23 protein-coding genes and 1 tRNA gene are annotated in these 23,138 nt (G+C 70.0%); 10 read left to right on the forward strand and 14 right to left on the reverse strand.

All coding sequences use genetic code 11. The features are described from left to right. Positions 1-5: 5 nt before the first annotated feature. Positions 6-1,592 (reverse strand): amino acid permease, encoded by a 1,587-nt coding sequence (locus tag Q0R13_RS19710; RefSeq protein WP_293907161.1) that lies wholly within the window; start codon positions 1,590-1,592, stop codon positions 6-8. 146 nt (positions 1,593-1,738) lie between these two features. Here Q0R13_RS19710 and Q0R13_RS19715 point away from each other — a divergent pair, with 146 nt between their 5' ends. The 3 genes from Q0R13_RS19715 (at position 1,739) to Q0R13_RS19725 (ending at position 4,575) form a co-directional block, all read left to right on the forward strand. After that, on the forward strand, positions 1,739-2,416 hold the full coding sequence (locus Q0R13_RS19715) for an MBL fold metallo-hydrolase (RefSeq protein WP_293907163.1): 678 nt from the start codon (positions 1,739-1,741) through the stop codon (positions 2,414-2,416). Positions 2,417-2,497: 81 nt separating this feature from the next. Then, positions 2,498-3,235 (forward strand): response regulator, encoded by a 738-nt coding sequence (locus tag Q0R13_RS19720; RefSeq protein ID WP_293907165.1) that lies wholly within the window; start codon positions 2,498-2,500, stop codon positions 3,233-3,235. Next, a complete protein-coding gene (locus Q0R13_RS19725; protein WP_293907167.1) occupies positions 3,232-4,575 on the forward strand; it encodes an ATP-binding protein in 1,344 nt (447 codons plus the stop codon). The genes Q0R13_RS19720 and Q0R13_RS19725 overlap by 4 nt, the downstream gene beginning before the upstream one ends. A 13-nt stretch (positions 4,576-4,588) precedes the next feature. Here Q0R13_RS19725 and Q0R13_RS19730 read toward each other — a convergent pair whose 3' ends face one another. From Q0R13_RS19730 to Q0R13_RS19745, 4 genes are all read right to left on the reverse strand, one after another. Continuing rightward, a complete protein-coding gene (locus tag Q0R13_RS19730; RefSeq protein WP_293907169.1) occupies positions 4,589-5,230 on the reverse strand; it encodes a response regulator in 642 nt (213 codons plus the stop codon). 196 nt (positions 5,231-5,426) lie between these two features. Further along, positions 5,427-5,780, reverse strand: a complete 354-nt coding sequence (locus tag Q0R13_RS19735) for a response regulator (protein ID WP_293907171.1) — start codon at positions 5,778-5,780, stop codon at positions 5,427-5,429. Between the two features lie 168 nt (positions 5,781-5,948). Then, positions 5,949-6,587: a response regulator gene (locus Q0R13_RS19740; RefSeq protein ID WP_293907173.1), complete on the reverse strand. Its 639-nt coding sequence runs from the start codon at positions 6,585-6,587 to the stop codon at positions 5,949-5,951. Then, positions 6,584-8,668: an MASE1 domain-containing protein gene (locus Q0R13_RS19745; RefSeq protein WP_293907175.1), complete on the reverse strand. Its 2,085-nt coding sequence runs from the start codon at positions 8,666-8,668 to the stop codon at positions 6,584-6,586. Before Q0R13_RS19745 ends, Q0R13_RS19740 begins: the two co-directional genes overlap by 4 nt. 276 nt (positions 8,669-8,944) lie before the next feature. On the opposite strand from Q0R13_RS19745, the gene Q0R13_RS19750 reads away from it, so the two are divergent. After that, the gene (locus Q0R13_RS19750; protein WP_293907177.1) at positions 8,945-9,157 is read left to right on the forward strand and encodes a general stress protein; all 213 of its coding nucleotides are present in this window, start codon (positions 8,945-8,947) and stop codon (positions 9,155-9,157) included. A 112-nt stretch (positions 9,158-9,269) separates the two neighbouring features. Here Q0R13_RS19750 and egtB read toward each other — a convergent pair whose 3' ends face one another. Further along, entirely contained in the window at positions 9,270-11,498 is a 2,229-nt protein-coding gene (gene egtB / locus Q0R13_RS19755) for an ergothioneine biosynthesis protein EgtB (RefSeq protein WP_293907179.1), read from the reverse strand. A gap of 270 nt (positions 11,499-11,768) precedes the next feature. On the opposite strand from egtB, the gene Q0R13_RS19760 reads away from it, so the two are divergent. The 3 genes from Q0R13_RS19760 to Q0R13_RS19770 all read left to right on the forward strand — a co-directional run bounded on the left by Q0R13_RS19760 (position 11,769) and on the right by Q0R13_RS19770 (position 15,551). Further along, positions 11,769-12,308, forward strand: coding sequence for a sigma-70 family RNA polymerase sigma factor (locus Q0R13_RS19760; RefSeq protein ID WP_293907181.1), 540 nt, complete (start codon positions 11,769-11,771; stop codon positions 12,306-12,308). A 365-nt stretch (positions 12,309-12,673) separates the two neighbouring features. Beyond that, complete coding sequence (gene kynU / locus Q0R13_RS19765) at positions 12,674-13,900, forward strand: kynureninase (protein WP_293907183.1); 1,227 nt, start codon at positions 12,674-12,676, stop codon at positions 13,898-13,900. A gap of 91 nt (positions 13,901-13,991) precedes the next feature. Beyond that, the gene (locus Q0R13_RS19770; protein ID WP_293907185.1) at positions 13,992-15,551 is read left to right on the forward strand and encodes a long-chain-fatty-acid--CoA ligase; all 1,560 of its coding nucleotides are present in this window, start codon (positions 13,992-13,994) and stop codon (positions 15,549-15,551) included. 38 nt (positions 15,552-15,589) lie between these two features. Here the strand turns inward: Q0R13_RS19770 and Q0R13_RS19775 are convergent, their stop codons facing one another. Continuing rightward, complete coding sequence (locus Q0R13_RS19775; protein ID WP_293907187.1) at positions 15,590-16,204, reverse strand: glutathione S-transferase family protein; 615 nt, start codon at positions 16,202-16,204, stop codon at positions 15,590-15,592. 118 nt (positions 16,205-16,322) lie between these two features. Here Q0R13_RS19775 and Q0R13_RS19780 point away from each other — a divergent pair, with 118 nt between their 5' ends. After that, positions 16,323-16,538 (forward strand): hypothetical protein, encoded by a 216-nt coding sequence (locus Q0R13_RS19780; protein ID WP_293907189.1) that lies wholly within the window; start codon positions 16,323-16,325, stop codon positions 16,536-16,538. Positions 16,539-16,545: 7 nt separating this feature from the next. On the opposite strand, the gene Q0R13_RS19785 is transcribed toward Q0R13_RS19780, so the two are convergent. The 6 genes from Q0R13_RS19785 to Q0R13_RS19810 all read right to left on the reverse strand — a co-directional run bounded on the left by Q0R13_RS19785 (position 16,546) and on the right by Q0R13_RS19810 (position 21,962). Further along, positions 16,546-17,013 carry a hypothetical protein gene (locus tag Q0R13_RS19785; RefSeq protein WP_293907191.1) on the reverse strand — a complete coding sequence of 156 codons (468 nt, stop codon included), beginning with the start codon at positions 17,011-17,013 and terminating at the stop codon, positions 16,546-16,548. A 71-nt stretch (positions 17,014-17,084) separates the two neighbouring features. Continuing rightward, complete coding sequence (locus Q0R13_RS19790) at positions 17,085-18,575, reverse strand: NAD(P)/FAD-dependent oxidoreductase (RefSeq protein WP_293907193.1); 1,491 nt, start codon at positions 18,573-18,575, stop codon at positions 17,085-17,087. Between the two features lie 65 nt (positions 18,576-18,640). Next, entirely contained in the window at positions 18,641-19,717 is a 1,077-nt protein-coding gene (locus Q0R13_RS19795) for a phosphotransferase (RefSeq protein ID WP_293907195.1), read from the reverse strand. Further along, positions 19,714-20,067, reverse strand: coding sequence for a nuclear transport factor 2 family protein (locus Q0R13_RS19800; protein ID WP_293907197.1), 354 nt, complete (start codon positions 20,065-20,067; stop codon positions 19,714-19,716). Before Q0R13_RS19800 ends, Q0R13_RS19795 begins: the two co-directional genes overlap by 4 nt. Continuing rightward, the gene (locus tag Q0R13_RS19805) at positions 20,067-21,305 is read right to left on the reverse strand and encodes an FAD-dependent monooxygenase (protein WP_293907199.1); all 1,239 of its coding nucleotides are present in this window, start codon (positions 21,303-21,305) and stop codon (positions 20,067-20,069) included. Before Q0R13_RS19805 ends, Q0R13_RS19800 begins: the two co-directional genes overlap by 1 nt. Before the next feature lie 81 nt (positions 21,306-21,386). Next, the gene (locus tag Q0R13_RS19810; RefSeq protein ID WP_293907201.1) at positions 21,387-21,962 is read right to left on the reverse strand and encodes a histidine phosphatase family protein; all 576 of its coding nucleotides are present in this window, start codon (positions 21,960-21,962) and stop codon (positions 21,387-21,389) included. A gap of 503 nt (positions 21,963-22,465) precedes the next feature. Between Q0R13_RS19810 and Q0R13_RS22670 the strand changes: the two genes are divergently transcribed. Continuing rightward, a complete protein-coding gene (locus tag Q0R13_RS22670; protein WP_366853305.1) occupies positions 22,466-22,636 on the forward strand; it encodes a BrnT family toxin in 171 nt (56 codons plus the stop codon). Then, a complete protein-coding gene (locus Q0R13_RS19815) occupies positions 22,617-22,946 on the forward strand; it encodes a helix-turn-helix domain-containing protein (RefSeq protein WP_293907203.1) in 330 nt (109 codons plus the stop codon). The genes Q0R13_RS22670 and Q0R13_RS19815 overlap by 20 nt, the downstream gene beginning before the upstream one ends. A 55-nt stretch (positions 22,947-23,001) precedes the next feature. On the opposite strand, the gene Q0R13_RS19820 is transcribed toward Q0R13_RS19815, so the two are convergent. Next, positions 23,002-23,091 (reverse strand) — tRNA-Ser (locus tag Q0R13_RS19820). Positions 23,092-23,138 lie beyond the last annotated feature (47 nt).

The following is a 23,138-nucleotide window of genomic DNA, read 5'->3' on the forward strand; positions in this document are numbered from 1 at the left end:
CCCGGCTACAAGTCCAGGTCGCCCCGGCGCGGCAGATCGACGAACGGCTCGGGCTCATGGCCGGTGACCAGGATGCCGCGGCCCAGCTTGGAACTGCGGATCCCGTAGACGAAATAGACCACGATCCCGAGCGCCAGATAGATCAGGAAGAAGTTCCGGGTCGCCGGAGTGGACATCAGGCTCATCAGCAGGATGACGCACATGACCGCGCCGAGGATGGGCACCAACGGGAAGAGCGGTGTCCGGAAGGGGCGCACCAGCCCAGGTTCGCTGCGGCGCAGGTAGATCACGGTGATGCAGACCAGGGCGAAGGCGGCGAGCGAGCCGACATTCGAGAGGTCCGACAACGCGTCCAGCGACAGGAAGCCCGCGGCGCACATGGCTGCGACGCCGACGATGATGGTGTTGATCCACGGGGTCAGGAAGGTCTTGTGGACGCTGGCCAGCGCCGGCGGCAGCAGCCCGTCGCGGGACATGGTGTAGAAGACCCGCGTCTGGCCGTAGAGCAGCACCAGCATCACCGAGGAGAGCCCGGCGATGGCCCCGATCTTCACCAGCAGGGCGAACCAAGGCAGGTGCATCCGGTCGGCGGCCAGCGCGATCGGCGCCGGAACGTCCAGGTCGGCGTAGGGCACGATCCCCACCAGCACCGCGCAGGTCATGATGTAGAGGACCGTGCAGATGATCAGGGCGCCCAGGATGCCGATGGGCATGTCCTTGCCCGGGTTGCGGGATTCCGCGCCGGCGGTGGAGACCGCCTCGAAGCCCAGGTAGGCGAAGAAGATCACCGCGGCGGCGTGGATGACGCCGCCGATGCCGTATTTGTGCGAGGTGTCGCCGGTGACCACCCCGACCAGCGCGCGCCAGATCTGGTGCAGCATGTCCATGTTGGTGCCCACCGGCCGGGCCGGGATTTCGGCCGGCACCAGCGGCGACCAGTTGGCCGGGTGCACGTACTGCGAGCCGATGGCGATGAAGAGCACGACCACCGTCAGCTTGATGGCGACGATGATGTTGTTGACGGTCGCGGACTCCGAGACCCCGCGGATCAGCAGCAGGGTGACCAGGCCGACGATGGCAATGGCCGGAAGGTTCAACACTCCGGTGCCGATCACCACCCCATCGTGGTTCTTGACGATCACCCCCGGCGCGGCCTGCAGCGCCGCGGGTATGTCGAGCCCGAAGTCGTGCATCAGACTGACGAAGTAGCCCGACCAGCCGACCGAGACAGTCGAGGCCGCGAGCCCATACTCCAGCACCAGCAGCAGGCCCATGACCCAGGCCGCCCCCTCGCCCATCGAGGCATAGGTGTAGGAATACGCCGATCCCGACACCGGCAGGGCCGAGGCGAGCTCGGCGTAGCAGAGCGCCACGAAGGCGCAGAGCGTGCCGGTGATGACGAACGAGATCATGATGCCGGGGCCGGCGAACTGGGCGGACGCGCGTCCGGTCAGCACGAAAATCCCGGTGCCGATGATGCAGCCGATCCCCAGCAGCACCAGGTTCAGCGCCCCCAGCGAGCGTTTCAGCTCCCCATGCTCATGCTCGGCCTGGATCTGCCCGACCGATTTGCGCAGGAAGATGCGCGCCATTCCATTCGCCATACGGCTGTTTCCCATATCGATTCTGCCCGCAAAGGGCTTATCGGCACGCTAGCTGTGCCAACCCGACCTCGCAATCGGGGGCAGATTGTCGCCGGCCTTCCAATTTGCGCCCTGAAACACGATCATGGGGGCACATGAACGCACCAGCCCCACCCCTGCCGATCCGCGCCCTGATCGCGCCGGTGACCCCGTTGCAGCAGAACTGCACCATCGTCTGGTGCGCCAGGACCAGGAAGGCGGCGATCATCGATCCCGGCGGCGAGGTCCCGCGATTGATGGCGGCGCTGAAGGAGCACGACCTGACGCTGGAGAAGATCTGGATCACCCACGGCCACCTGGACCACGCGGGCGGCACGGCGGCGCTGAAGGACCTGACCGGCGTGCCCATCGAGGGCCCGCATCCGGACGACGCCTTCTGGATCGACCAGATCGACGCGTCTGGCGCGAAATGGGGGATGCCGGAGGCGAAGGGCTTCACCCCCGACCGCTGGCTGCACGACGGTGACGTGGTCACCCTGGGCGAGACCGCGTTCGAGGTGATCCACTGCCCGGGGCATACGCCGGGGCACATCGTCTTCTTCAACCGGGCGGCGCGCTTCGCCCAGGTCGGCGACGTGCTGTTCCAGGGCTCGATCGGGCGGACGGATTTTCCCCGCGGCAACTATCAGGACCTGATCGACGCGATCACGGGCAAGCTGTGGCCGCTGGGCGACGACGTGCGATTCGTGCCGGGCCACGGGCCGATGTCGACCTTCGGCCAGGAGCGCCTGACCAATCCGTTCGTGGCCGACGCCGTGCTGGCGGGCGAATGAGCCGCGCTTCGGTCACCATTGGGACACCTCGGTTTCAAGTGAGACATCCGCAGGTTACGGCCGGCGCACACGTTGCCGCCCATGGAGTTTGCGACTGACATGGCCGGGGCCGGCGCCCGTATCCTGATGGTCGACGACGACCCGGGTATCCGCGACGTGGTGTCCGACTTCCTGGGCAAGCACGGCTACAAGGTCGAGACCGCAGCCGACGCCGAGGAGATGGAGCGCGCGCTGGAGCGCGGGCCCGTCGATTTGATCGTGCTGGACATCATGATGCCGGGCGAGGACGGGCTGGCGGTGTGCCGCCGGTTGACCTCCACCGACTCCGCGCCGCCGATCATCATGCTGTCGGCCATGGGCGAGGACACCGACCGCATCGTGGGCCTGGAGCTGGGCGCCGACGACTACCTGGCCAAGCCCTGCAATCCGCGCGAGCTGCTGGCCCGGGTGCGGGCGGTGCTGCGCCGGGCCGAGCAGCGGACCAGCGGCGGCGCCCTGGGCGCGGGTTGCGAGTTCGCCGGCTGGCGGCTGGACCTGGTGCGGCGCGAGCTGCGCTCTCCCGTCGGCGTGGTGGTGAACCTCTCGTCCGGCGAGTTCTCGCTGCTGCGGGCCTTCGTGGAGCGGCCGCAGCGGGTGCTGACCCGCGACCAGCTGCTGGAATTCGCCCGCGGGCCTGACAGCGACGCCTTCGATCGCGCCATCGACGTGCAGATCAGCCGGCTTCGGCGTAAGCTGGACGACGGCGGCGGGGGCCACGACCTGATCCGCACGATCCGCAACGAGGGCTATATGTTCACCGCCAAGGTGAAGCGCACGTGAGGTCCGGCGGCCTGCCCGCGGCCCCGCTGGTCATTCAGCTTCTGACCCTCACCGGCCTGACCCTGGTCGCGGCCTGGGCGATGAGCACCTTCCTGTTGTTCATGCTGCCGCCGCCGGCGCCGGACTTCTACCGCCTGTCCGAGATCGAGCGGACCTATCGCGCAACGCCGCCGGTCTTCACCGACCGCAAGGCGCTGGAGCTGGAACGGGTGCACAAGCCGCCCTCGCCGCAGCTCGAGGGCCAGGCGATGCCCGCCATCCGCGCCAAGATCGCGGCGGATCTGGGCCTGCCGGTCGCCAGCATCGTCATCGCCGGCGAGCGCGGGCCGCTGGCCGACCGTCGGGTCGGGCGGATCATCCGCGACCGCGCCGCCCGGGTCGACCGGCGCGAGGAGGAGCACTTCCTCATCGCGCCGTTCAAGGTGGGCGTGCGCCAGCCCGACGGCGGTTGGACGGTGGTCAGGACCCAGCAGCCGTTTCTGCTCAACGACTGGCAGCAACGCGTCGCCCTGTGGTTCGCGCTGTCGGGGCTGGCCATGTCGCCGGTGGCCTGGATCTTCGCGCGGCGGCTGTCGAAGCCGATCCAGGTGTTCGCCGACGCCGCCGAGCGGCTGGGCCGCGACCCCAATGCGCCGCCGCTGGAGGTCAAGGGCCCCGCCGAGATCAGCGTGGCCGCGCGCGCCTTCAACGAGATGCAGGAACGCCTGCGCCGCTACGTCGACGACCGCACGGCGATGGTGGGGGCCATCGCCCACGACCTGCGCACGCCGCTCACCCGCCTGCGATTCCGCATCGAGGCCCTGCCGGAGGACCAGCGGGCCAAGTATGCCTCCGACCTGGACCAGATGGAGGAGATGATCACCGCCACCCTGGCCTTCGTGCGCGACGCGACGCGGCCCGGCGAACGTACCCGGATGGAGCTGTCGTCGCTGGTAGAGAGCCTCTGCGACGAGATGGCCGAGACCGGCGCCAGGACCGAGGTCGAGGCGGGGGAAAAGGTGATCCTCGAGGCCGACCCGATGGCGCTGCGCCGGCTGATCGCCAACCTGCTGGAGAACGCCGTGAAATTCGGCGGCCGGGCGCGGGCGCGGGTGTTCAGCGACGCCGGCCATGCGGTGGTGGAGATCGACGACGACGGCCCCGGCATCCCGCCGGCCGACACCGAGCGGGTGTTCGAGCCCTTCTACCGCCGCGAACCCTCGCGCAGCCGTACGACCGGCGGCATCGGCCTGGGCCTGGCCGTGGTGCGCTCCATCGCCCGCGGCCACGGCGGCGACGTGAGCCTGATCAACCGGGCCGGCGGCGGCTTGCGGGCGCGGGTACAGTTGCCGATGGGGTAGCGGCGTCCGGGGTCTACCCGGCCGCGACCTTCGACCCGACAAAGGCGTAGAGCTGATTGAGCGAGATCGGCTTGACGATGTAGCTGTCGGCGCCGGCCTCGCTGGAAGCCTGCTCGATCTCGGGGCCGGAATGGGCGGTGAACATGGCGATCGGCGTGCGGCCAGCGCCCTGCTCGCGCTCGAACATGCGGATGGCGCGGACGGCCTCAAGGCCGTCAATCCCCGGCATTTCGATATCCATCAGGACCCGGTCGACGCCGCCGTCCTTGAATTTCGCCAGCGCTTCCGCGCCATCGAAGGCGGGCACCACTTCGATCCCGCGGTCTTCGACCATGGCCCGGATCGTCAGGTGGTTGATCTCATGATCGTCCGCCAGCAGGAGCCGCCGCACGGGCTGCCGCTCGGAACCCAGCGTCGGCACAGCCGGCGTCTGCACCTGGCCCGTGCGCTGCGCATTCACCAGCCGGACCACGAGGTCGAAACACTTCGTCGTCGCCGCGACGCGTTCAAGCTTCGCCAGAGTGCTGGCCACCGCGGCGAGCGGAATGGCGAGTTCCTCGGCGATCTCGTGATCGAACTTGCCGGCCAGGACCAGGCGCAGGACTTGACCTTGGCGATCGGACTCATGGATGGGCAGATCGCAGTTGGGGCTCACAGCATTGGCCTTTGAATTCGTCGGATGTCTGAGCGCGTCCTGCTAGTCCAGCTGGGGCGCTGCGAGTATTAGATGTGGGTCTTTTCATCACTGACATTCAGTATGTCCGCGCTATACATTCGTATAGTTCGCCGGCCCCTCGATCGGGCGGTTCGACATGGCGACGACTTGGGGCGCGTAGCGGTCGGCCCGACCCCTAGGCGATGCTTTTGAAAATCTCCATCAGCACGTCGCGGTCGAAGGGTTTGCTCAGGAAGCCGATCGCCCCCGCATCGAGCGCGCGGGTCCGATGGTGGGGCTCGCTGTGCGAGGTGATGAAGACGATCGGAATCGCATGGCCAGTGGCCCGCAGATGCGCCTGCAGGTCCAGCCCGCTGAGCGCCGGCATCTGCACATCCAGGACCAAGCAATGGATCGTTGGCGGGATTTCGACCGCCAGGAACGCCTCGGCCGACCCAAAGGACTGCGTCGCGAACCCCAGCGACCCGACCCAGCCCTCCAGGGCTTCGCGAAACGAGATGTCGTCGTCGACGATGCAGACCGTGCGCAAAGCCACGTCGCCATCACTCCTTCCCGATCCTGGGGTCAGGCGTCTACCTCGCCTCGCGGCGTGGACTCATCTTCGCAGTGGCGGGGCGGGTTTCAAGGCGACCGTGGGATGCGCCGGTTGGCCTGATGTATAGGGCTGCCTATGCGGAGGTATAGCGGCTGGCCGAAGCTAAGGGGCCCGTCTGCCGTCGGCGCCGGCGAGGTCGAGGCGGTCGGCCATCCTGACCAGGTCGACGATGGAGCGCGCGCCCATCTTCTTCATCACCTGGCCGCGGTGAACCTTCACGGTGATCTCCGCCACGCCGATCTCGCCCGCGATCTGCTTGTTGAGCCGGCCGGACGCCACCAGGGCGAAGACCTGGCGTTCGCGGGCCGTGAGTGTCTCCAGCCGGGTACGCAGGGCGGTGTCTGCGGCGGCGCCTGCCAGTTGCGCCCGGTCGCGGTCGAGCGCCACCTGGATCGCGTCGAGCAGGTCCTGATCGCGGAACGGCTTGGCGAGGAACTCCACCGCCCCGGCCTTCATGGCGCCGACCGACATCGGGATGTCGCCATGCCCGGTGATGAAGATCATCGGCAGCCCGGCATCCGCGCCGGCGAGTTCGCTCTGCAGGTCCAGGCCGCTGCGCCCCGGCAGCCGGACGTCGAGGATCAGGCAGCGCGGCCGCGCCGGCAGCGGCGCGGCCAGGAATTCCGCCACTGAGCCGAACAGGCTGACCTGCAGGCCGACCGAACGCAGCAGCCCCTCCAGCGCCTCGCGGATGCCCCGGTCGTCGTCGACCACGATCACATTGGGCGGGGCGGCGCTCATCCCGGCTGCCCCACGGACGCGCGCACGGTGAAGCGGAAGGCCGTGCCGCCGCCCTTGCGCGGCGTGGCCCAGAGGCGCCCGCCATGGGCTTCGACGATCGAGCGCGAAATGGGCAGGCCGAGGCCGACGCCATCGGTCTTGGTGGTGAAGAAGGAGTCGAACAGCCGCTCCGCCACCTCGGGCGCCAGCCCGCAGCCGTTGTCCTCGACCGTGACCACGACGCGGCCGGCCGGATCGGTTCCCGTGGTGATGTCCAGCACCCGCGGCCTTCCTTCATTGCCCACCATGGCGTCGAGCCCGTTCCCGATCAGGTTGAGCAGCACCTGCTGGAGCTGGACCCGGTCGCCCCAGGCCGGCGGAATCCGCGCCGCCAGATGTTTGCGCACCTCGACATGGTTACGGCGCAGAACCAGGTCCGTGAAGAGCAGGACGTCATCGACGCAAGCATCGATGTCGACCTCCGCGAAGGCGGGCGGATGCTTCGACAGGAGCGCCCGTGTGCGGTTGATGATGGCGGCGGCGCGTTCGGCGTCGCGGATCGAACGGCCGACCGCCAGCCGCGCCTCGGCCAGGTCGGGCGGATCGTTCCCCAGCCAGCGCAGGGCGGTGTCGCCGTTGGTCACGATCGCAGCGATCGGCTGGTTCAGCTCATGGGCGATCGAGGACGCGAACTCGCCGACCGAAAGGACGCGCGACACCCGCGCCAGTTCGTCCAGGTTCTCGCGCGCCCGCGCCTCCGCGGCGCGCCGGGCCCGTTCGGACGCCTCGGCCTGCGCCTGTTTGCGACGCAGGTCCGCCTCCAGGACCTTGCGCCGGGAGATGTCGCGCACGCTGTCGGTGTAGCCGACTGGACGGCCCTCGGCGTCGCGGGAGACGGCCGGATTGCCCTCGACCCACACATAGTCGCCGGCGGCGGTGCGCAACCGCCACTCCTGGCTGACCACGCCGTCGGCCAGGCTGGGATCGAGCTGGACGGCCATCGCCTTGCGGGCCGTCGCCACGTCGTCGGGGTGCACGAAGCTGAAACAGCTGTGGCCGACCAGATCGGCCGGCTCATAGCCCAGCTGCCGGACCGCGGCGGAGGCATAGCGGATGTTCGCCTGCGCATCGAACTCGAAGACGATGTCCCGCGAGTTCTCGGCCAGCAGTCGGTAGCGCGCCTCGCCCAGGCGCGCCGCGTCATGGCCCCGGCGCCCGTCGGCCAGGGCCGCGGCCAGGGGAAAATTGGTCGCGACCACGCCCAGGAGGAACAGCTGCAGCAGGATCACCCGCTCTGTCGGGTCGTCCGCCATCAGCCACATGGGGCCATGGCCGCGCACTGTGAAGCCGACCGCCAGGATCGCGGTCAGCAGGATTCCGATCGCCGCGCCCAGCACCTCCAGCTGGAAGACCACCACCAGCAGCGGCGCGAAGATCAGGTAGATCAGGTCGTAGTGCGCCTGCTGGAACACCAGGCTCACGGTCCCGGCCAGGGCGGCCAGGCTCAAGGCGGACCAGACCAGCTTGCGGCGCGAGATGGCCCGCCGCCCTTCCGGCGGCCGCAGCAGGAGCACGATCGGAGCGGCGGTCATCTGGCCGAGCGCATTGGCCAGGGTCCAGACCACGGCCGCCGAGAGGATGGAGCCCCGCCCCAGCCAGTCCAGCACGACGCCCGCCCCGACCGCGCCGACCGCCGCCGAGGCGATCGCGGCCAGGCCTCCGACCGCCACCACCCGCAGGCGCGAGAGATCGGGCGCGCCGCCGCCGAACGCGCGGATCGCCGTGGCGCTCAGGCCCACCTCCAGAAGATCGCACAGCGCCAGGCCGAACGACGAGCGCACCGCGCCGCCGTTCATCAGGCCACCCGCGGCGATGCCGATCAGGCCAGCGGCCAGGATGGCCGGCCACTCGCGGCGCTCCCGGCGCAGCAGGGCGGCCAGCAGCACGCCGTTCGCGGGCCAGACGGGCGCGATCCGGCTGGGTCCCAGCATGGCCAGGGACAGCCACGCCAGGGCGAAGGCCGCCGCAGCGACGCCGGCGCAGACCAGAAGCCGCTCGGTCGGCCTCGCCCGCTGGCCTTCACCTCCTGGCGTCGTGACCATGACCTTGCCTCAGGGCGCGGGGTCGACGCCCCGGGCGATACTGCGTCGAAGCGGCGGTATGTGGCAAATGGCGCGCAGACCGCCTCGACCCCCATCGAGGCATTGCGGCAGGAATAAGAACCGGTCGCAGCGACGCAACCTTGACCGCCACTCGGGGGTTAGCCCCACAAGCCCCCGCGAGAGGTCATGTCAAAGCCGTCGAAACGGTACGACCTACAATCCCCCAGCGCCTCGCGGGACCTCGACCCCACGTCCCCCGATGAGGAGAGCCCCCCAATGCCCACCATCGACACCGACAAGCCCCGCGCCCGACGCGGCTTCGCCGCCATGAACCCCGAGCGCCGCCGGGAGATTGCCCGCAAGGGCGGGGCCTCCGTCCCCAGCGAGAAGCGCAGCTTCGCGAAGGACCGCGATCTGGCCGCCACGGCTGGCCGCAAGGGCGGCGAGGCCTCCCGCGGCGGCGGCCGCACCCGCGGCCGAGAGGCGTAGGCCGACCTTCGATCCGGCCTGAACGTCACAGCGCGCCTCCCCACGGCCTGTGGGGGGGCGCTTGCGTCCAGGCTGCGCTTGCTGTCCTGGCGCGCAGGACCAGCGCCACCCCTCACGCCCGCAGCAGCACCATCCCGAAGGCCGGCGCCTCGCTGGCCCATTGCCGTTCCAAGGTCCAGCCGGCCGAAGCCGCCAGCCTGGCGAAACCGTCCAGGGTGAACTTGTGGGAGTTCTCCGTGTGCAGGGTCTCGCCCGCCGCGAAGTGGAACGCGCGGCCGGCCACCTGGACCGTCTGGTCGCTGAGGCTGAGCAGATGCATCTCCATCCGGCTGTCGACGGCATTCCACACCGCCCGGTGCGCGAAGGCGTCGAGGTCGAAATCCCCACCAAGCTCGCGGTTGATGCGGGTCAGCAGGTTCTTGTTGAACGCCGCCGTGACCCCCTGGGCATCGTCATAGGCCGCCACCAGGGTGGCCGCGTCCTTGACCAGGTCCATGCCCACCAGGAAGGCCGAGCCCGCGCCCAGCAGGCGCCGTGCGCCGACCAGGAAGGCGCGAGCCTCGTCCGGCGTGAAGTTGCCGATGGTCGAGCCGGGGAAGAAACCCACGACGGGCCGACCGTCGGTCTCTGACGGCAGGCTGAGCGCATTGGTGAAGTCGTCGCGCAGCGGGGCGACGGTCAGCCCTGGATAGTCGGCGCGGATCGCCTGAGCCGCGCCCTCCAACGCCGAGGCGCTGATGTCGATGGGGGCGTAGACGGCCAGTTGCGGCGCGGCGTCCAGGACGATGCGGGTCTTGGTGCTGGCGCCGCTGCCGAACTCCACCAGCGCCGCGCCGTCGGGGATGTGGCGGGCGATCTCCGGCGCCGCGTCGCGCAGCAGGGCGATCTCGGTGCGGGTCGGATAGTATTCCTCCAGCTCGGTGATCGCCTCGAACAGGCGCGAACCCTCCGCATCGTAGAAGTGCTTGGGCGGGACCTGTTTTTTCGGCCGCGCCAGGCCGGCGACCACGTCGGCCTCGAAGTCCGAGACGCCATGTCCCTGGCCCAGGCCGTCGAGGGCCAGCCGCAGGCCGGAGAACATCCAGCGCTGGCCGGGATAGAAGAAGTTGCGGTAGCTGGCGCGCGCGTGGCCGCCGGGCGTCACGCAGGCCCCGCCGCGCAGCACGAACTGGCCGGCCATGAACTTGCCGTTGTACTCGCCCACGGCGCCGGCCGCGGCCTTGAAGCCGGGATAGGGCAGATAGGCGCTGCGGGTCCACTCCCAGAGGTCGCCGAACATCTGGCGCAGGCCCTCGCCCGCCGGCGCCGGCTGGGGAGCCAGGCGGCCGGAGGTCTGGAAATTGCCCTCCGGCGCGACCGAAGCGGCGGCGTGCTCCCACTCCGCCTCCGTGGGCAGCCGCGCCCCGGCCCAGGCGGCATAGGCGTCGGCCTCGTAGTAGCTGACGTGGCTGACCGGGGCGTCGGGGTCCAACGGGCGCAGGCCGTGCAGGCCCATGGCCCGCCAGCCGTCCTCGGCCCCTGGCGCGGGGCGCCAGTAGACGGGCGCCTGCCAGTCCTCGGCGCGGACCACGGCCCAGCCCTCCGAGAGCCAGAGCTCCGGCCGCGCGTAGCCACCATCGGCCATGAAGGCCAGCCACTCGGCGTTGGTCACCAGGCGGTCGGCCAGGCGGAACGGCTCCAGCCAGACGCGATGGCGCGGGGCCTCATTGTCGAAGGCGAACCCCTGACCATTGTGACCGATCTCCACCAGCCCGCCCTGGAAGGCCACATACGTCGCGGGCGTCATCTCGGCGGGCGCCGCGGGCGGCCGTGGCGGGGCGAAGGCGGGCGACAGCGGCGACTGGGCGAACAGGTGCAGGATGTCCATCAGGATCAGCTCCTGATGCTGCTCCTCGTGGGCCAGGCCCAGGTCCAGCAGACCGGCGAGATCGCCGGCGCCGTTGGCCAGCAGCCTGGCCATCCCGGCATCGACGTGGGCGCGATAGGCCAGGACGTCGGCGGCCGACGGCCGGGTGATCAGCCCGCGCGCCGGCCGCGGCTGCCGCGGCCCGATGGCCTCGTAGTAGGAGTTGAACAGGTAGCCGAACCTGGCGTCGAACACCCGGTAGCCGGCCAGGTGCGGGGTGAGCATGAAGGTCTCGAAGAACCAGGTGGTGTGCGCCAGGTGCCATTTGGTCGGGCTGGCGTCCGGCATCGACTGGGCGCCCATGTCCTCGGGCGTCAGGGAACGGGTCAGCGCTTCGGAGGCTCGCCTCAACGTCTGGTAGCGCTCGAGCGCGTCGGACGGCGCGGCGCGGACGGCGCCGCGCAGCTGCGCCCCAGGACGTTCGGACTCGCGCATGCCAACTCCCCTCGTCCGGCCGCATGGCGACCGTCTCCCGGCCCTCAATGTGGGGGCCGCCTCGCCGGCGCACAACGCACTTGCGGCGCAAGTGGCTGCATTTGACCGGACGATTGTCGGCCTCCGCAGGCGGTCGCCACGCCGGCCGGCCGGAAAGATCGCTGATTTCCTGGGGATCGCCGCCGGAACGCATCGAACCGGGGCGGCGTTCAAGGGCGGCTGGTGGGAGGCGCTTAGTCGGTCGGCACGGCCGGAGTCCTAGGGGTCGGTATGAGTTCCGCACCAAGTTGGCGCGATGAGGTCGTCGGCCTGATCCCCGCCCTCAGGGCGTTCGCCTGGTCGCTCAGCCACAACGGCTCCGACGCCGACGACCTGGTGCAGGACACCCTGATCAAGGCCTGGACCCACCGCGACAAGTTCCAGCCGGGCACCAACCTGCGCGCGTGGTTGTTCACGATCCTGCGAAACACCTACTACACCAACGTGGTGCGCCGCCGCCGCGAGGTGCGCGACGAGACCGGACAGTACGCCGCCACCCTGCACAGCGCCCCGACCCAGGAGTGGACGGTGGCCATGCGCGCCCTGCAGGCGGCGCTGCAGCAACTGCCGGCCGAGCACCGCGAGGCGCTGACCCTGGTCGGCGCGGCGGGTCTCTCCTACGAGGAGGCCGCCGAGATCTGCGGCTGCGCGCTCGGCACCATCAAGAGCCGGGTGAACCGCGCCCGCGCCCGCCTGCTGAAGCTCATGGACGCGCAGGACGCCAACGACGTCATGGCCCTGGAAAACATGACCGCGATGGGCACAGCCTGACTCCCCGTCCTTGGCGCCCGCGGGTGCGCCGCTGCAAGCCGATCCACGACCCCCCGCACCTGCTCCGGCACGGGTCGCGCCGCCAGCGTCCTTCCGGGCGGCAAGGTGGACGCTAAGCAAGATTGCCGAGATCGCCCAACGGATCGCACAGCGAAAGCCCTCCTCCTCGATGGAGGAGGGTTGGGTGGTGGTGTGGCCACGGCGGTGGCGCAGACGGCGCGGGTTAGCGCCGGCGCCTTACAGAGCTCCTCACCCCATCATCGTGCGCACACCACCATCCCCCGCCCTTCCCCCATCGAGGAGGAAGGGAGCCTGCGAGATGACCATCTGTTGGGCGAGGTTCGATTCTCTGCTTAGAAGCGCGCATGGACCGCCGACACGCCGAAGCCCTGGACGCCGCCGACCCGCTGGCCCGCTTCCGCCGGTCGTTCGACCTGCCGGAGGGCCTGATCTACCTCGACGGCAATTCGCTGGGCGCCCTGCCCCGCACGGCGGCGGCGCGGATCGACGACCTGGTCCGGCGCGAATGGGGCCGCGACTTGATCACCAGCTGGAACACCGCCGGCTGGATCGAGGCGCCGCAGCGGGTGGGCGACAAGATCGCGCGGCTGATCGGCGCCCAGGCCAACGAGGTGGTCGTGGCCGACTCCACCTCGGTCAACCTGTTCAAGCTGGCGGCGGGCGCGCTGTCGCTGCGGCCCGGACGGCGCAAGATCCTCACCGAGATCGGCAACTTCCACACCGACGTCTACGTGCTGGAGGGCCTGGCGGCGCTGGCCGGGGCGACCCTGGAGATCGTCCCGACCGAGGATGTGGTCGGCGCCATCGACGAGCAGACCGCACTCGTGGCCCTGACCCACGTGCACTATGCCTCGGCCCGGACGTGGGACATGGCCGCCGTCACCGCCGCGGCCCACGCCAAGGGCGCGCTGGCGCTCTGGGACCTCAGCCACACGGCTGGCGCCCTGGCCGGCGACCTGAACGGCGCGGACGCCGACCTGGCGGTGGGCTGCGGCTACAAGCACCTGAACGGCGGCCCTGGCGCGCCGGCCTTCCTGTTCGTCGCCGCACGGCACCAGGCGGCGGTCCGCTCGCCGCTCAGCGGCTGGATGGGCCACGCCGAGCCGTTCGCGTTCGAGCCCCATTTCCGCCCGGCCGCCGACATCCGCGCCCAGCTCTGCGGCACGCCGCCGATCCTGGGGCTGGCGGCGTTGGAGTGCGGGATCGACATCCTGCTGGAGGCCTCGGCGGCCGCCGTCGAGGCCAAGGGCAAGGCGCTCTGCGCGCTGTTCATCCAGCTGGTCGAGGACCGCTGCGCCGGCCGGGGCCTGCGGCTGATCGGGCCCCGTGACATCGCCGAGCGCGGCCTGCACGTCTCCTTCGCCCATCCGGACGGTTACGCCCTGGTCCAGGCGCTGATCGCCCGCGGCGTGGTCGGCGACTTCCGCGCGCCCGACATCGCCCGCTTCGGCTTTCCGGGGCTCTACGTCCGCTACGCCGACGTCTGGGACGCGGTGGAAATCCTGCGCGAGGTGCTGGAGACCCGGGCCTGGGACCAGCCGGCGTTCCAGGCTCGGGCGGCGGTGACGTGAGGCGGGCCGGGGCGCCGGTTGGCGCTCGGCGCGGCTTCGGCTAGCAAGTCTGCGGAGACGGGCGGCCACAAGCCCGGCCGAGAGGAACCCCATGATCGACGATCCCATCAAGACCCTGATCGACATCCCACGCGTCCATGGCGCCGAGCGGGGACAGCATGTGGCGGTATCGTTCGAGGGCCGCGACCTGACCTACGCGGAGCTGGACCGCCGGTCGGACCAGGTCGCGGCGGCGCTGCAGGGCCTGGGCGTGAAGCCCGGCGACCGGATAGCCTGGCTGGGACGCCCGTCGGAGGCCTGGTACGAGATCTTCTTCGGCGTGGCCAAGGCGCGGGCCTGTTTCGCGCCGATCAATTCGCGCCTGGCGGTCCCCGAGATCGCCTTCATCCTGAAGGACTCGGGCGCGGACGTGTTCTTCGTGACCCCGGAGTTCTTCGACTGCATTCCGACCGTGGCCGAGTATGCCGGGCGGCCGATCCGCGTGGTGGCGGTGGGCGGCGAACACCCGGCGTTCGAGTCCTATGCCGCGCTGCGCGACGCCGCCCCGGCGCCCCGGCTGGAGACCCCGCAGGCCACGGACGACGTCCTGCAGCTCTACACCTCCGGCACCACGGGCCTGCCCAAGGGCGTGCGGTTGACCAACGCCAACTATGCCGCGTTCCTGGCGCTTCGACACCAGGTGGAGGGCTTCGCGTACGGCGCGGACGACACCGTGCTGATCCTGATGCCGATGTTCCATGTGGCCGGCACCAACATCAGCTTCTCCGGCCTCGCCGCCGGCGGGCGGATCGTCCTGCAGGCTGAATTCGTCCCGTCGCGCGTCCTGGAGACCATTGCGGTCGAACGGGTGGCGCACAGCTTCCTGGCGCCCGTGATGATCAACGCCCTGCTGCAGACGCCGGGCGTCGAGACCACCGACTTCTCCAGCCTGAAGACCGTGAGCTACGGCGCCTCGCCGATTTCCGAAGCGGTGCTGGCCAAGGCGACCGAGACGTTCGGCTGCGGCTTCATCCAGTTCTACGGCATGACCGAGACCACCGGGGCCGGCACGACGCTGGCGCCCAGCGAACATCGGGGCGAGTTGATGCGCGCCTGTGGGCGCCCCTGGGCGACGCTGGAGACCCGGATCGCCGACGAGGCGGGCCATGAGGTCGCGGTCGGCGACATCGGCGAGATCGAGATCCGTGGGCCGATCGTCATGGCCGGCTACTGGAACCGTCCGGAGGCCACCGCCGAGACCATCCGCCCGGACGGCTGGCTGCGCACCGGCGACGCCGGATACATGAACGCCGAGGGCTTCTTCTTCGTCCACGACCGGGTGAAGGACATGATCGTCTCGGGCGGCGAGAACGTCTATCCGGCCGAGGTGGAGAACGCGATCCTGGGCTGCCCGGGCGTCGCCGACGCCGCCGTCATCGGCGTCCCGGACGAGCGCTGGGGTGAGGCGGTGAAGGCCATCGTGGTGGCCGCGCCCGGCGCGAACCCCGCCCCCGCCGACATCATCGCCTACGCCCGCCAGCGGATCGCGGGGTTCAAGGCGCCCAAGACCGTGGACTTCATCGACGCCCTGCCGCGCAACCCCTCAGGCAAGGTGCTGCGCCGCGAGCTACGCAAGCCGTACTGGGAAGGCCGCGACCGCAAGGTGGGGTAAGTCGCGCTTTTCTCTCCCTTGATGGGGCGGGAAAGCCGCTACGCGCTCGCCGCTGCGCTGGGGCGGGCCTTCACGGCGGCGAACCAGGCGTTCAGCTTCACGTACTTCGCATCCAGGGGCTGTCCGACCACGTTGCCGAAGTCCTGGAAGGCGAACAGCAGGATGTCGGCCAGGCTGAAGCGCTCACCGCAGAGGTAGGGGCCGACCATGTGGTCCTCGAACCACTGCAGGCCGTCCTGAGCCACCGCCTTCAGGCCCGGTGCGGCCTCCGGCAGGCAGCGCATGCGGCTCTGGAACATCGGCAGGCCTTCGGCGTAGCGGAACCCGTTCGCCATCGGCTCGCAGACCTTGAGGTCAACACGGCGCGTCCACATCCGCGTTTCCGCCCGTTCCTCCGGCGTGGCGCCGATCAGCGAGCCCCCGGGGAACTTCTCGTCCACATACTCGCAGATGGCGGTGATCTCGTTGAGGTATGCGCCGCCGTCCAGCTCCAGGCAGGGCGTCTGGCCGGACGGGTTCTTGGCCAGGTACGGCGCCTGCCGGTTCTCGCCCGTGCGCAGGTCGACGTCGACCTTGTCGAGGGTCACCCCCTTCTCGGCCAGGAACATGTTCACGACCCGCGGATTGGGTCCGATGGAGTTAAAGAGCTTCACGATATGTCCCTTCCCTGATCTCGAAGACGTGAGCCGCGATAGCACGGGTTCCGGCTCGCGGGGTGGTTTTGAAAGCCCCGTAGGCGTATAACGCTGCGTCATGACAGAGCGCAGTTTCATGCAGGATCAGACCGGCTCCGACGAGAGCCTGGACGATCTGCTGGCGCGCCTCAAGGCTCAGCTTTCGCGGCCCAAGGCGCCCCCGCGCCGGTTCCGGCCCCCGGACTCCGGCCATTTCGTCACCTCTCGCTGGCCCAGGGGCGGTACGGGCGGGGCCGAGGCGCCCTTGCCCAAGGCCGAGCCTCCCGTCCAGGACTGCTACGCGCCCGGCTGAGCGGCGCTCACATCGTGAAGTTCGAGGCCATCACGCAGTGGGCGATGTCGTGCGGGGTGGCGATGGTCGCCGGCTGGCCCATGCCCGGCACGAAGTACCACTCGCCCTTGCTGGTGGTGACCTTCAGCACATTCGGCCCGGTGAACTGGCAGACCGCGTAGGCGCCCAGGCCGGTGCCGCCGTCGTAGGTGATCGGGCTGCACTCCATGTGGCCGAACTGGCGAAACAACGTGGCGTTCGAATAGAGCACGCCCTTCGGGGCCTTCAGCCGCCGCGCGGCGAATTCCGCCTTGCTGACCTGCGGACAGGGGTGGCCGTCGATCGACCATTCGTGGGCCAGCTGGATGTTGGCGGCGCGGACCTTCAGGAAGTTGGCGACCAGCAACCCGGTCGGGACGCCCAGGGCGATCAGCCCACCCATGACCATGACCAGGATCTCGCCCCGGGTGCGACGCCGCTTGCGTTCGCCTGCCACAGCACCTCCTCAGCGCCTCGCGCGCATTACGAACGTAAGATGTCACGCCGCGGGGTCCGTCCGCAAGCGGTTCAGGCCGCCAGTTTCGGCGCCGGGCGCGCGGCCTGTCCGGCGGGGCCGGAAAACCGCAGCGTCCCGTCCTCCAGCTTGGCGTAACGCAGGCTCATCAGGTCGAGGGCATAGTTCTGGTTCAGCCGCCACGGCGGCTTGGTCCCCTGCTTGGGGAACTTCGCCATCGCGCGCTGCACATATCCGGAGGAGAAATCGAGCCAGGGCGTGTGTTCGACGTCCGGATCGTCGTTCACCGGGGTCGCCTGGCGCTGGCCGGTCTTCTTCATGTGATTGAGCACGCGGCAGACGTACTCGCACGTCAGGTCGCACTTCAGGGTCCACGACGCGTTGGTGTAGCCGAAGGCGGAGGCCATGTTCGGCACGCCTTCGTACATCATGCCCTTGTAGCTGAGCGTCTGGCTGGCATCGACGCGGCGGCCGTCCACCGAGATCTCCATGCCGTTCCAGACCTCGAGGACCAGGCCGGTGGCGCTGACGATGACGTCGGCCTCCAGCTCCAGGCCGGACGTGAGGCGGATGCCGGTCTCGGTGAAGGTGTCGATGTGGTCGGTGACCACCGAGGCGCGGCCGGCCCTGATCTCGCGGAACATGTCGGCGTCCGGCACCAGGCACAGGCGCTGGTCCCAGGGATTGTAGGTGGGGGTGAAGTGCTTATCGACGTCGTAGTCGGGGCCGAGTTCCTCGCGGACCAGCTTGAGGATCTGCGCCTTGACCGCCGCCGGCTTCTCGCGGGCCAGCTTGAAAAAGTACATCCCGCCCAGCACGTTGCGGGCGCGGACGAGGTCATAGGCCAGCTTGCTGGGCAGCCACTTGCGCAGCCGGTTGGCCATGGCGTCCTCGGCGGGCCGCGAGACCACATAGGTGGGCGAGCGCTGCAGCATGGTCACGTGGACGGCGGTCCTGGCCATCTCCGGCACCAGGGTCACGGCCGTTGCGCCCGAACCGATCACCACCACCTGCTTGCCGGCGTAGTCCAGATCCGTGGGCCACTTCTGCGGGTGGACCAGGGCGCCTTTGAAGTCGGCGACGCCCGGGAATTCCGGGGTGTAGCCGCCCTCGTAGGAATAGTAGCCACCGCACAGGAAGAGGAAGTTGCAGGTGAAATGCCGGACCTTGCCGGCCACCTCCGCCTCCACCGTCCAGGCAGCGTCCGGCGTGGACCAGGCGGCGCGCTTGACCATGTGGCCATAGCGGATGTGGTGGTCGATGCCGTTCTCGGCGGCCGTGTCGCGGACGTACTTCAGGATCGAGGGCCCGTCGGCGATGGCCTTGGCCTCCGTCCACGGCTTGAAGGCATAGCCCAGGGTGTACATGTCGCTGTCCGAGCGGATGCCGGGATAGCGGAACAGGTCCCAGGTGCCGCCGATCGCCTCGCGGCCTTCCAGGATCACATAGCTGCGGTCACGGCAGGCGGTCTTCAGGTGGTAGCCGGCGCCGATGCCCGAGAGGCCCGCGCCCACGATCACCACGTCGAAGTGTTCGATAGCCATGTCGCGTCCGGTCCCCGTCTCGTCGCCGCAGCATAAATGATCGCTGATAATCTACCAACGGGCGGTCAGGTCAGCACCGCCAGCGCGCCGTGGTCGTGGATGTGGTCGGCGGCGCTGCCCAGCATCTGCATGAACATGTCATCGCCGCGGGCGGTGCGGACCACGATCATCGAGGCGAAGAATGCGGTCAGGAACAGCTGGAAACCGCCCTGCCCGTAGTGCCGCGCGAGATCGGCCGGCGAATAGCCGGTGACGCCAAGCTCCGTGAGCGTGCGGTGGTAAAGCGCCAGCAGCTCCGGCTCAGCCGCCCGGCGAGCCTGCGGGGTCAGGGCGCCGGCCAGGAAATAGGCCACGTCGGTCGCCCCGGCCGCATAGGCGAAGGATTGCCAGTCCAGCACGGTGACGGGCCGGCCGCCGGCTGGCGTCCCGAACATCATGTTGTCGGGGCGGAAGTCGTGGTGCGCCAGGCAGCGCGGGCCATCGTGCAGCGCACCATAGGCCCCCCACCGCGCCGTGAGCGCCTCGCCCACCTCGATCCAGTACGGCTGCAGGCGCTCGGCGTAGCGTTCGCGGAAGCCCTGCCAGAGGCCCGTCACCAGCTCCGGGGTGATCGTGCTGGGCGGCGCGGCCCGGGCGCCCGACACCCAGGGCAGGTCCTCCAGGCCGTCGTCGTCCCAGTGCGAGGCGTGCAGGCGGGCCGCCTGTTCGACCGCCAGGCGCGCCTGGTCCAGGGTGACGCCCTTCAGCTGGTCGCCCTGCTCGGCCGGGGTCAGGTCCTCCATCATCAGCACGAACTCGCCGGTGGCGTCGTCGGCGTCGGTGAAGAAGCAGCGCGGGGTGGAGACCAGAGCGCCGGCGGCCAGCGTCCTGTAGAAGTTCACCTCGCGGACGTAGTTGCCCAGCATCACGCCGGTGCGGCGGCTGTCCTCGTCCGGCGAGGGGAACTTGCCGACGATCGAGGCCGGCGCGCCCTCACCGCCTCGCGCGTAGCGGAGCTTGAACCGCACGCTCTCGCCGATCTGGCCGGAGCCGACGTTGGCCGCGTCGAACGCAGCGACCACCGCGTCCACGCCGCCGGCCTGCAGCACCTGCGTCAGCCAGGCCGCGTCGACCGCACCGGGCCGGCGGATGTCCGGGGTCATGCCGGCAGCGGGTGGACGTAGACCTCGTTCAGCGCGATCCGGTCGCCCCGCAGGATCACCAGGTCGAAGCCGCGCATCCGTCCGGCCGACCCGCCCTCGCCCATCGCCGCGTACCAGCGACCGCAGTAGCCGCCGGGAATCGGCCAGGTCTCGTCGGGCGTGTAGAGCGTGGGCGGCAGGGCGGCGAACAGGCCGGTCAGGTAGTCGCGCAGCGCCGCCCCGCCGGTGATGCCGGCCGCGGTCTGCGGGTCCTTGTAGACGCAGTCGTCCGTATAGAAGCCGACCAGCGCCGGCACGTCCTTGTCCGACCAGGCCTGCAGCCAGCGGGCGTTGAAGTCCACGATGTCCATCAGGCCTGCGCTCCCAGCACCCGGGCCCGGTGGTCCTCGGTGAAGATCTCCGGCGGCGCCATCTCGGGCCCGGCCATCACCGCGATCCCGTGCATCTTCAGGCTCGGGTCGACGGCGCCGCGGTCGTAGTAGCTGTGGCGGCGCGCGCGGGCGGCGTCGCCGAACTCCATGTCGATGGCGGCCTGCAGGCTGGCGGCGAACCGCAGCCGGCGCATCCGCTCCGCCCGCTCCTCGGCAAAGGGGGCGAAGGCGCGCGTCGACCAGTCGTCGCCGGCCGTCAGGATATCGCTGACGATGCGCACGTCGCGATAGGTGATCGACAGGCCCAGGCCGATGATCGGGTCGTTCCAGCCGGCCGCGTCGCCCACCAGCACCACGCCCTGCGCAAACGGCTCATCGGTCCAGCTGTCGGCGTTGATGTAGCTGAACAGCGGCCCCGCCGGGCGGCCGGCCACCAGGTGCCGGTTCTCGGGGCTGCAACTGACCGCGAAGGCGTCCAGGAACCGGCGCGGGCCGTCGTCGCCCTTGAACCGCCGCGCCTCGTCCAGGGCGTAGCCGCCATAGACCCGCACCTTGCCGCCGCCCTGGGGAAAGGCGAGGAAACCGAAATCGCCCTCGGTGCCGATCGCCTGCAGGTCGTCGCGCCAGCCCTCGGCGCCCTCGACCAGCAGGCCAGCGAACCAGTGGTGCGGCTTGTCCTGATGCAGGGCGATGCCGGCCGCCTCGCGCACCTGGGACGTGCGGCCGTCCGCGCCCACCAGCAGCCGGGCCGTGGCCGTGCGCGTTTCGCCGCCCACCTCGAAGGTCACGTGGGGCGCGGCGCCGCCGACCGCCTCAGTCACCGTCACGCCGCGCAGGGTCTCGGCGCCCGCTGCCCCGGCCGCGTCGAACAGGGTTTGGCAGTGCTTGGGATGGCCGATGCACAGCGGCCCGGGCACGCCGGGGCGGAAGATGTTCAGCGGCAGGGCCTCGGCCTCGGCCGCGGCCGGGTCGCGGCCCTCGTCGAAGGTCACGTGGCGACTCAGGTGATGGCCGCCGGCCCCCAGCAGCAGGTCGTAGAGGCCCACCTGGCGCACCTCGTCCACGCCCCACGGCGCGATCCACTCGCCGCGCACCCGGTCCTGGTAGGTCAGCGACTGCTCCAGCAGCAGAACCGAGCGGCCCGCACGCGCCATCACGGTCGCCAGCGCCGATCCGCCGATCCCACCGCCCACGATGATCAGGTCGTAGCTTGTCACGCGCTCGGTCCTCGCGCCGGCTGAAGTGCGGCCGGGGCGAAGGATCACGTCCGACGCCGCGTCATTCAAATGAAATGCGCGTCAGCCCGCCGCCCGCAGATGGGCCCGCTCGTTCAGGCTGACCACGTTGCGCTGGCCCGAGCGGGCGCACATGTAGCGGTGGACGCTGGTGTAGTCGGGCTCGAAGAACAGCCTGGGAGCCATGCCCAGCACATGCGCCGTCCAGACGTTGATCACCCCGCCGTGGCAGAATACCACCACCCGCTGGCCGGGATGGGCCTGGACCAGCGCCTCCAGCGTCTCGACCACGGTGGCCTGGAAGCTCGCGATGTCGACCTTATGCTCGCCGGTCCCCATGCGCAGCCAGGCCGCATAGTCCTCGCGCTTCAGCACCTCCATCGGAACATAGGCGCCGGCGTCGCGGTCGAACTCGCAGATGCCGTCGTGGCAGGTGACGCGGTGGCCGGCCTGGGCGGCGAACGGCTCGGCCGTTTGCTTCGCCCGCTGCATGGTGGAGGCATAGACCGCGTCGACCGCTTCCTCCGCCAGCCAGGCGGCCACGCGCCGGGCCTGGTCATGGCCCTCGGCGGAGAGCGGCGGATCGGCGGTGTCGTCGCGCCGCTCGGGCAGGCCGTGGCGCACCAGGATCAGTTCCATCGAAGCCCCGCGCCGCGCCCGCGCCATCGGGATCGACGCGCCCGCCGTCCAGCTAGGTCGGCGCCGTAACGGCAGTCGAGCGATTCAGGCGGAAGGGATCAGGCAGGACGGGTCTGCGCGCGCTGGGCGCGGGCCATGCGATGCGCCCAGTCGGGAAGCTGCTTGCCGGCGCCGCGGCGCGAACGTCCAGACCCCGGCCGCATCATCGATGCAACGGTAGACACCAGCGGACGCCAAAGCTTCACGACGAGGAACCCTCCAGTCGACTCTGCGTCAACCTGCCACACCTGTACCTGATCCCGGCCGCGCACGGAAGGTGCGACGGCAGGCGCTACGGCGCGACGCGATGCATTGCCCTTCGGAGGGCAGATTTGCGGGACGATTGTCTCAATATGGGACAGTGGTGCGGCGAGCGCCCGCCCCGACCAGCACGCGGCCGCGAAGGACTACGCCCCAGGCGTATGCGCAGCCTTAGCGAAACTACGTCCCAGGCGTAGGTAGCATTGGGCGAGGTATGTGTTCGATATGGCGAGGTTCGCGATCTGGCGTTCGGCAACATCCGGGGACGTCTCTTCGTGTGCGTCTTCGCCGACCGGGGCATGGAGCGGCGGGTGATCTCGCTGCGCAAGGCGAACAGTCGAGAGGTAGAGCGGTATGGCCAAGACCTTGAGTAAGGCGGCGCGGGACGCGCTGGCGGCGACGGACTGGAGCAAGGTCGATGCCATGACCGACGCGGACCTCGCCCGGCAGATCGCCACCAATGCCGACGCCGCGCCGGACATGGCGCCGCAGGTCGATGTGCGCGCGATCCGCCGCGCGACCGGCATGACCCAGGCGCAGTTCGCCGCCGCCTATGAATTCAGCGTCCGCACGGTGCAGGAGTGGGAGCGCGGCGCCAAGCGGCCGAGCGGTCCGGCCCGGACCCTGCTGCGCGCCATCAGGGGCGACCCCGAGGGCCTGCGCAGGGCGCTCGCCGCCGCTTAGGGCGCATTGGTGGTGTGCGGCGCAAATCCTGCGAAGCCCGGCGGGCGAAGCAGGATGGCGGTGACGCAGGGATTCGAACCCTGGATACGCTTTCACGTATGACGATTTAGCAAACCGTTGCCTTCAGCCACTCGGCCACGTCACCTACCGGCGGGCGCCTGGAGCGTCCGCGGGAGCGGCGGTTCTTAGCGG

The sequence above is a fragment of the Phenylobacterium sp. genome (assembly GCF_025351295.1).
In the GTDB taxonomy this organism is placed as follows: Bacteria; Pseudomonadota; Alphaproteobacteria; order Caulobacterales; family Caulobacteraceae; genus Phenylobacterium.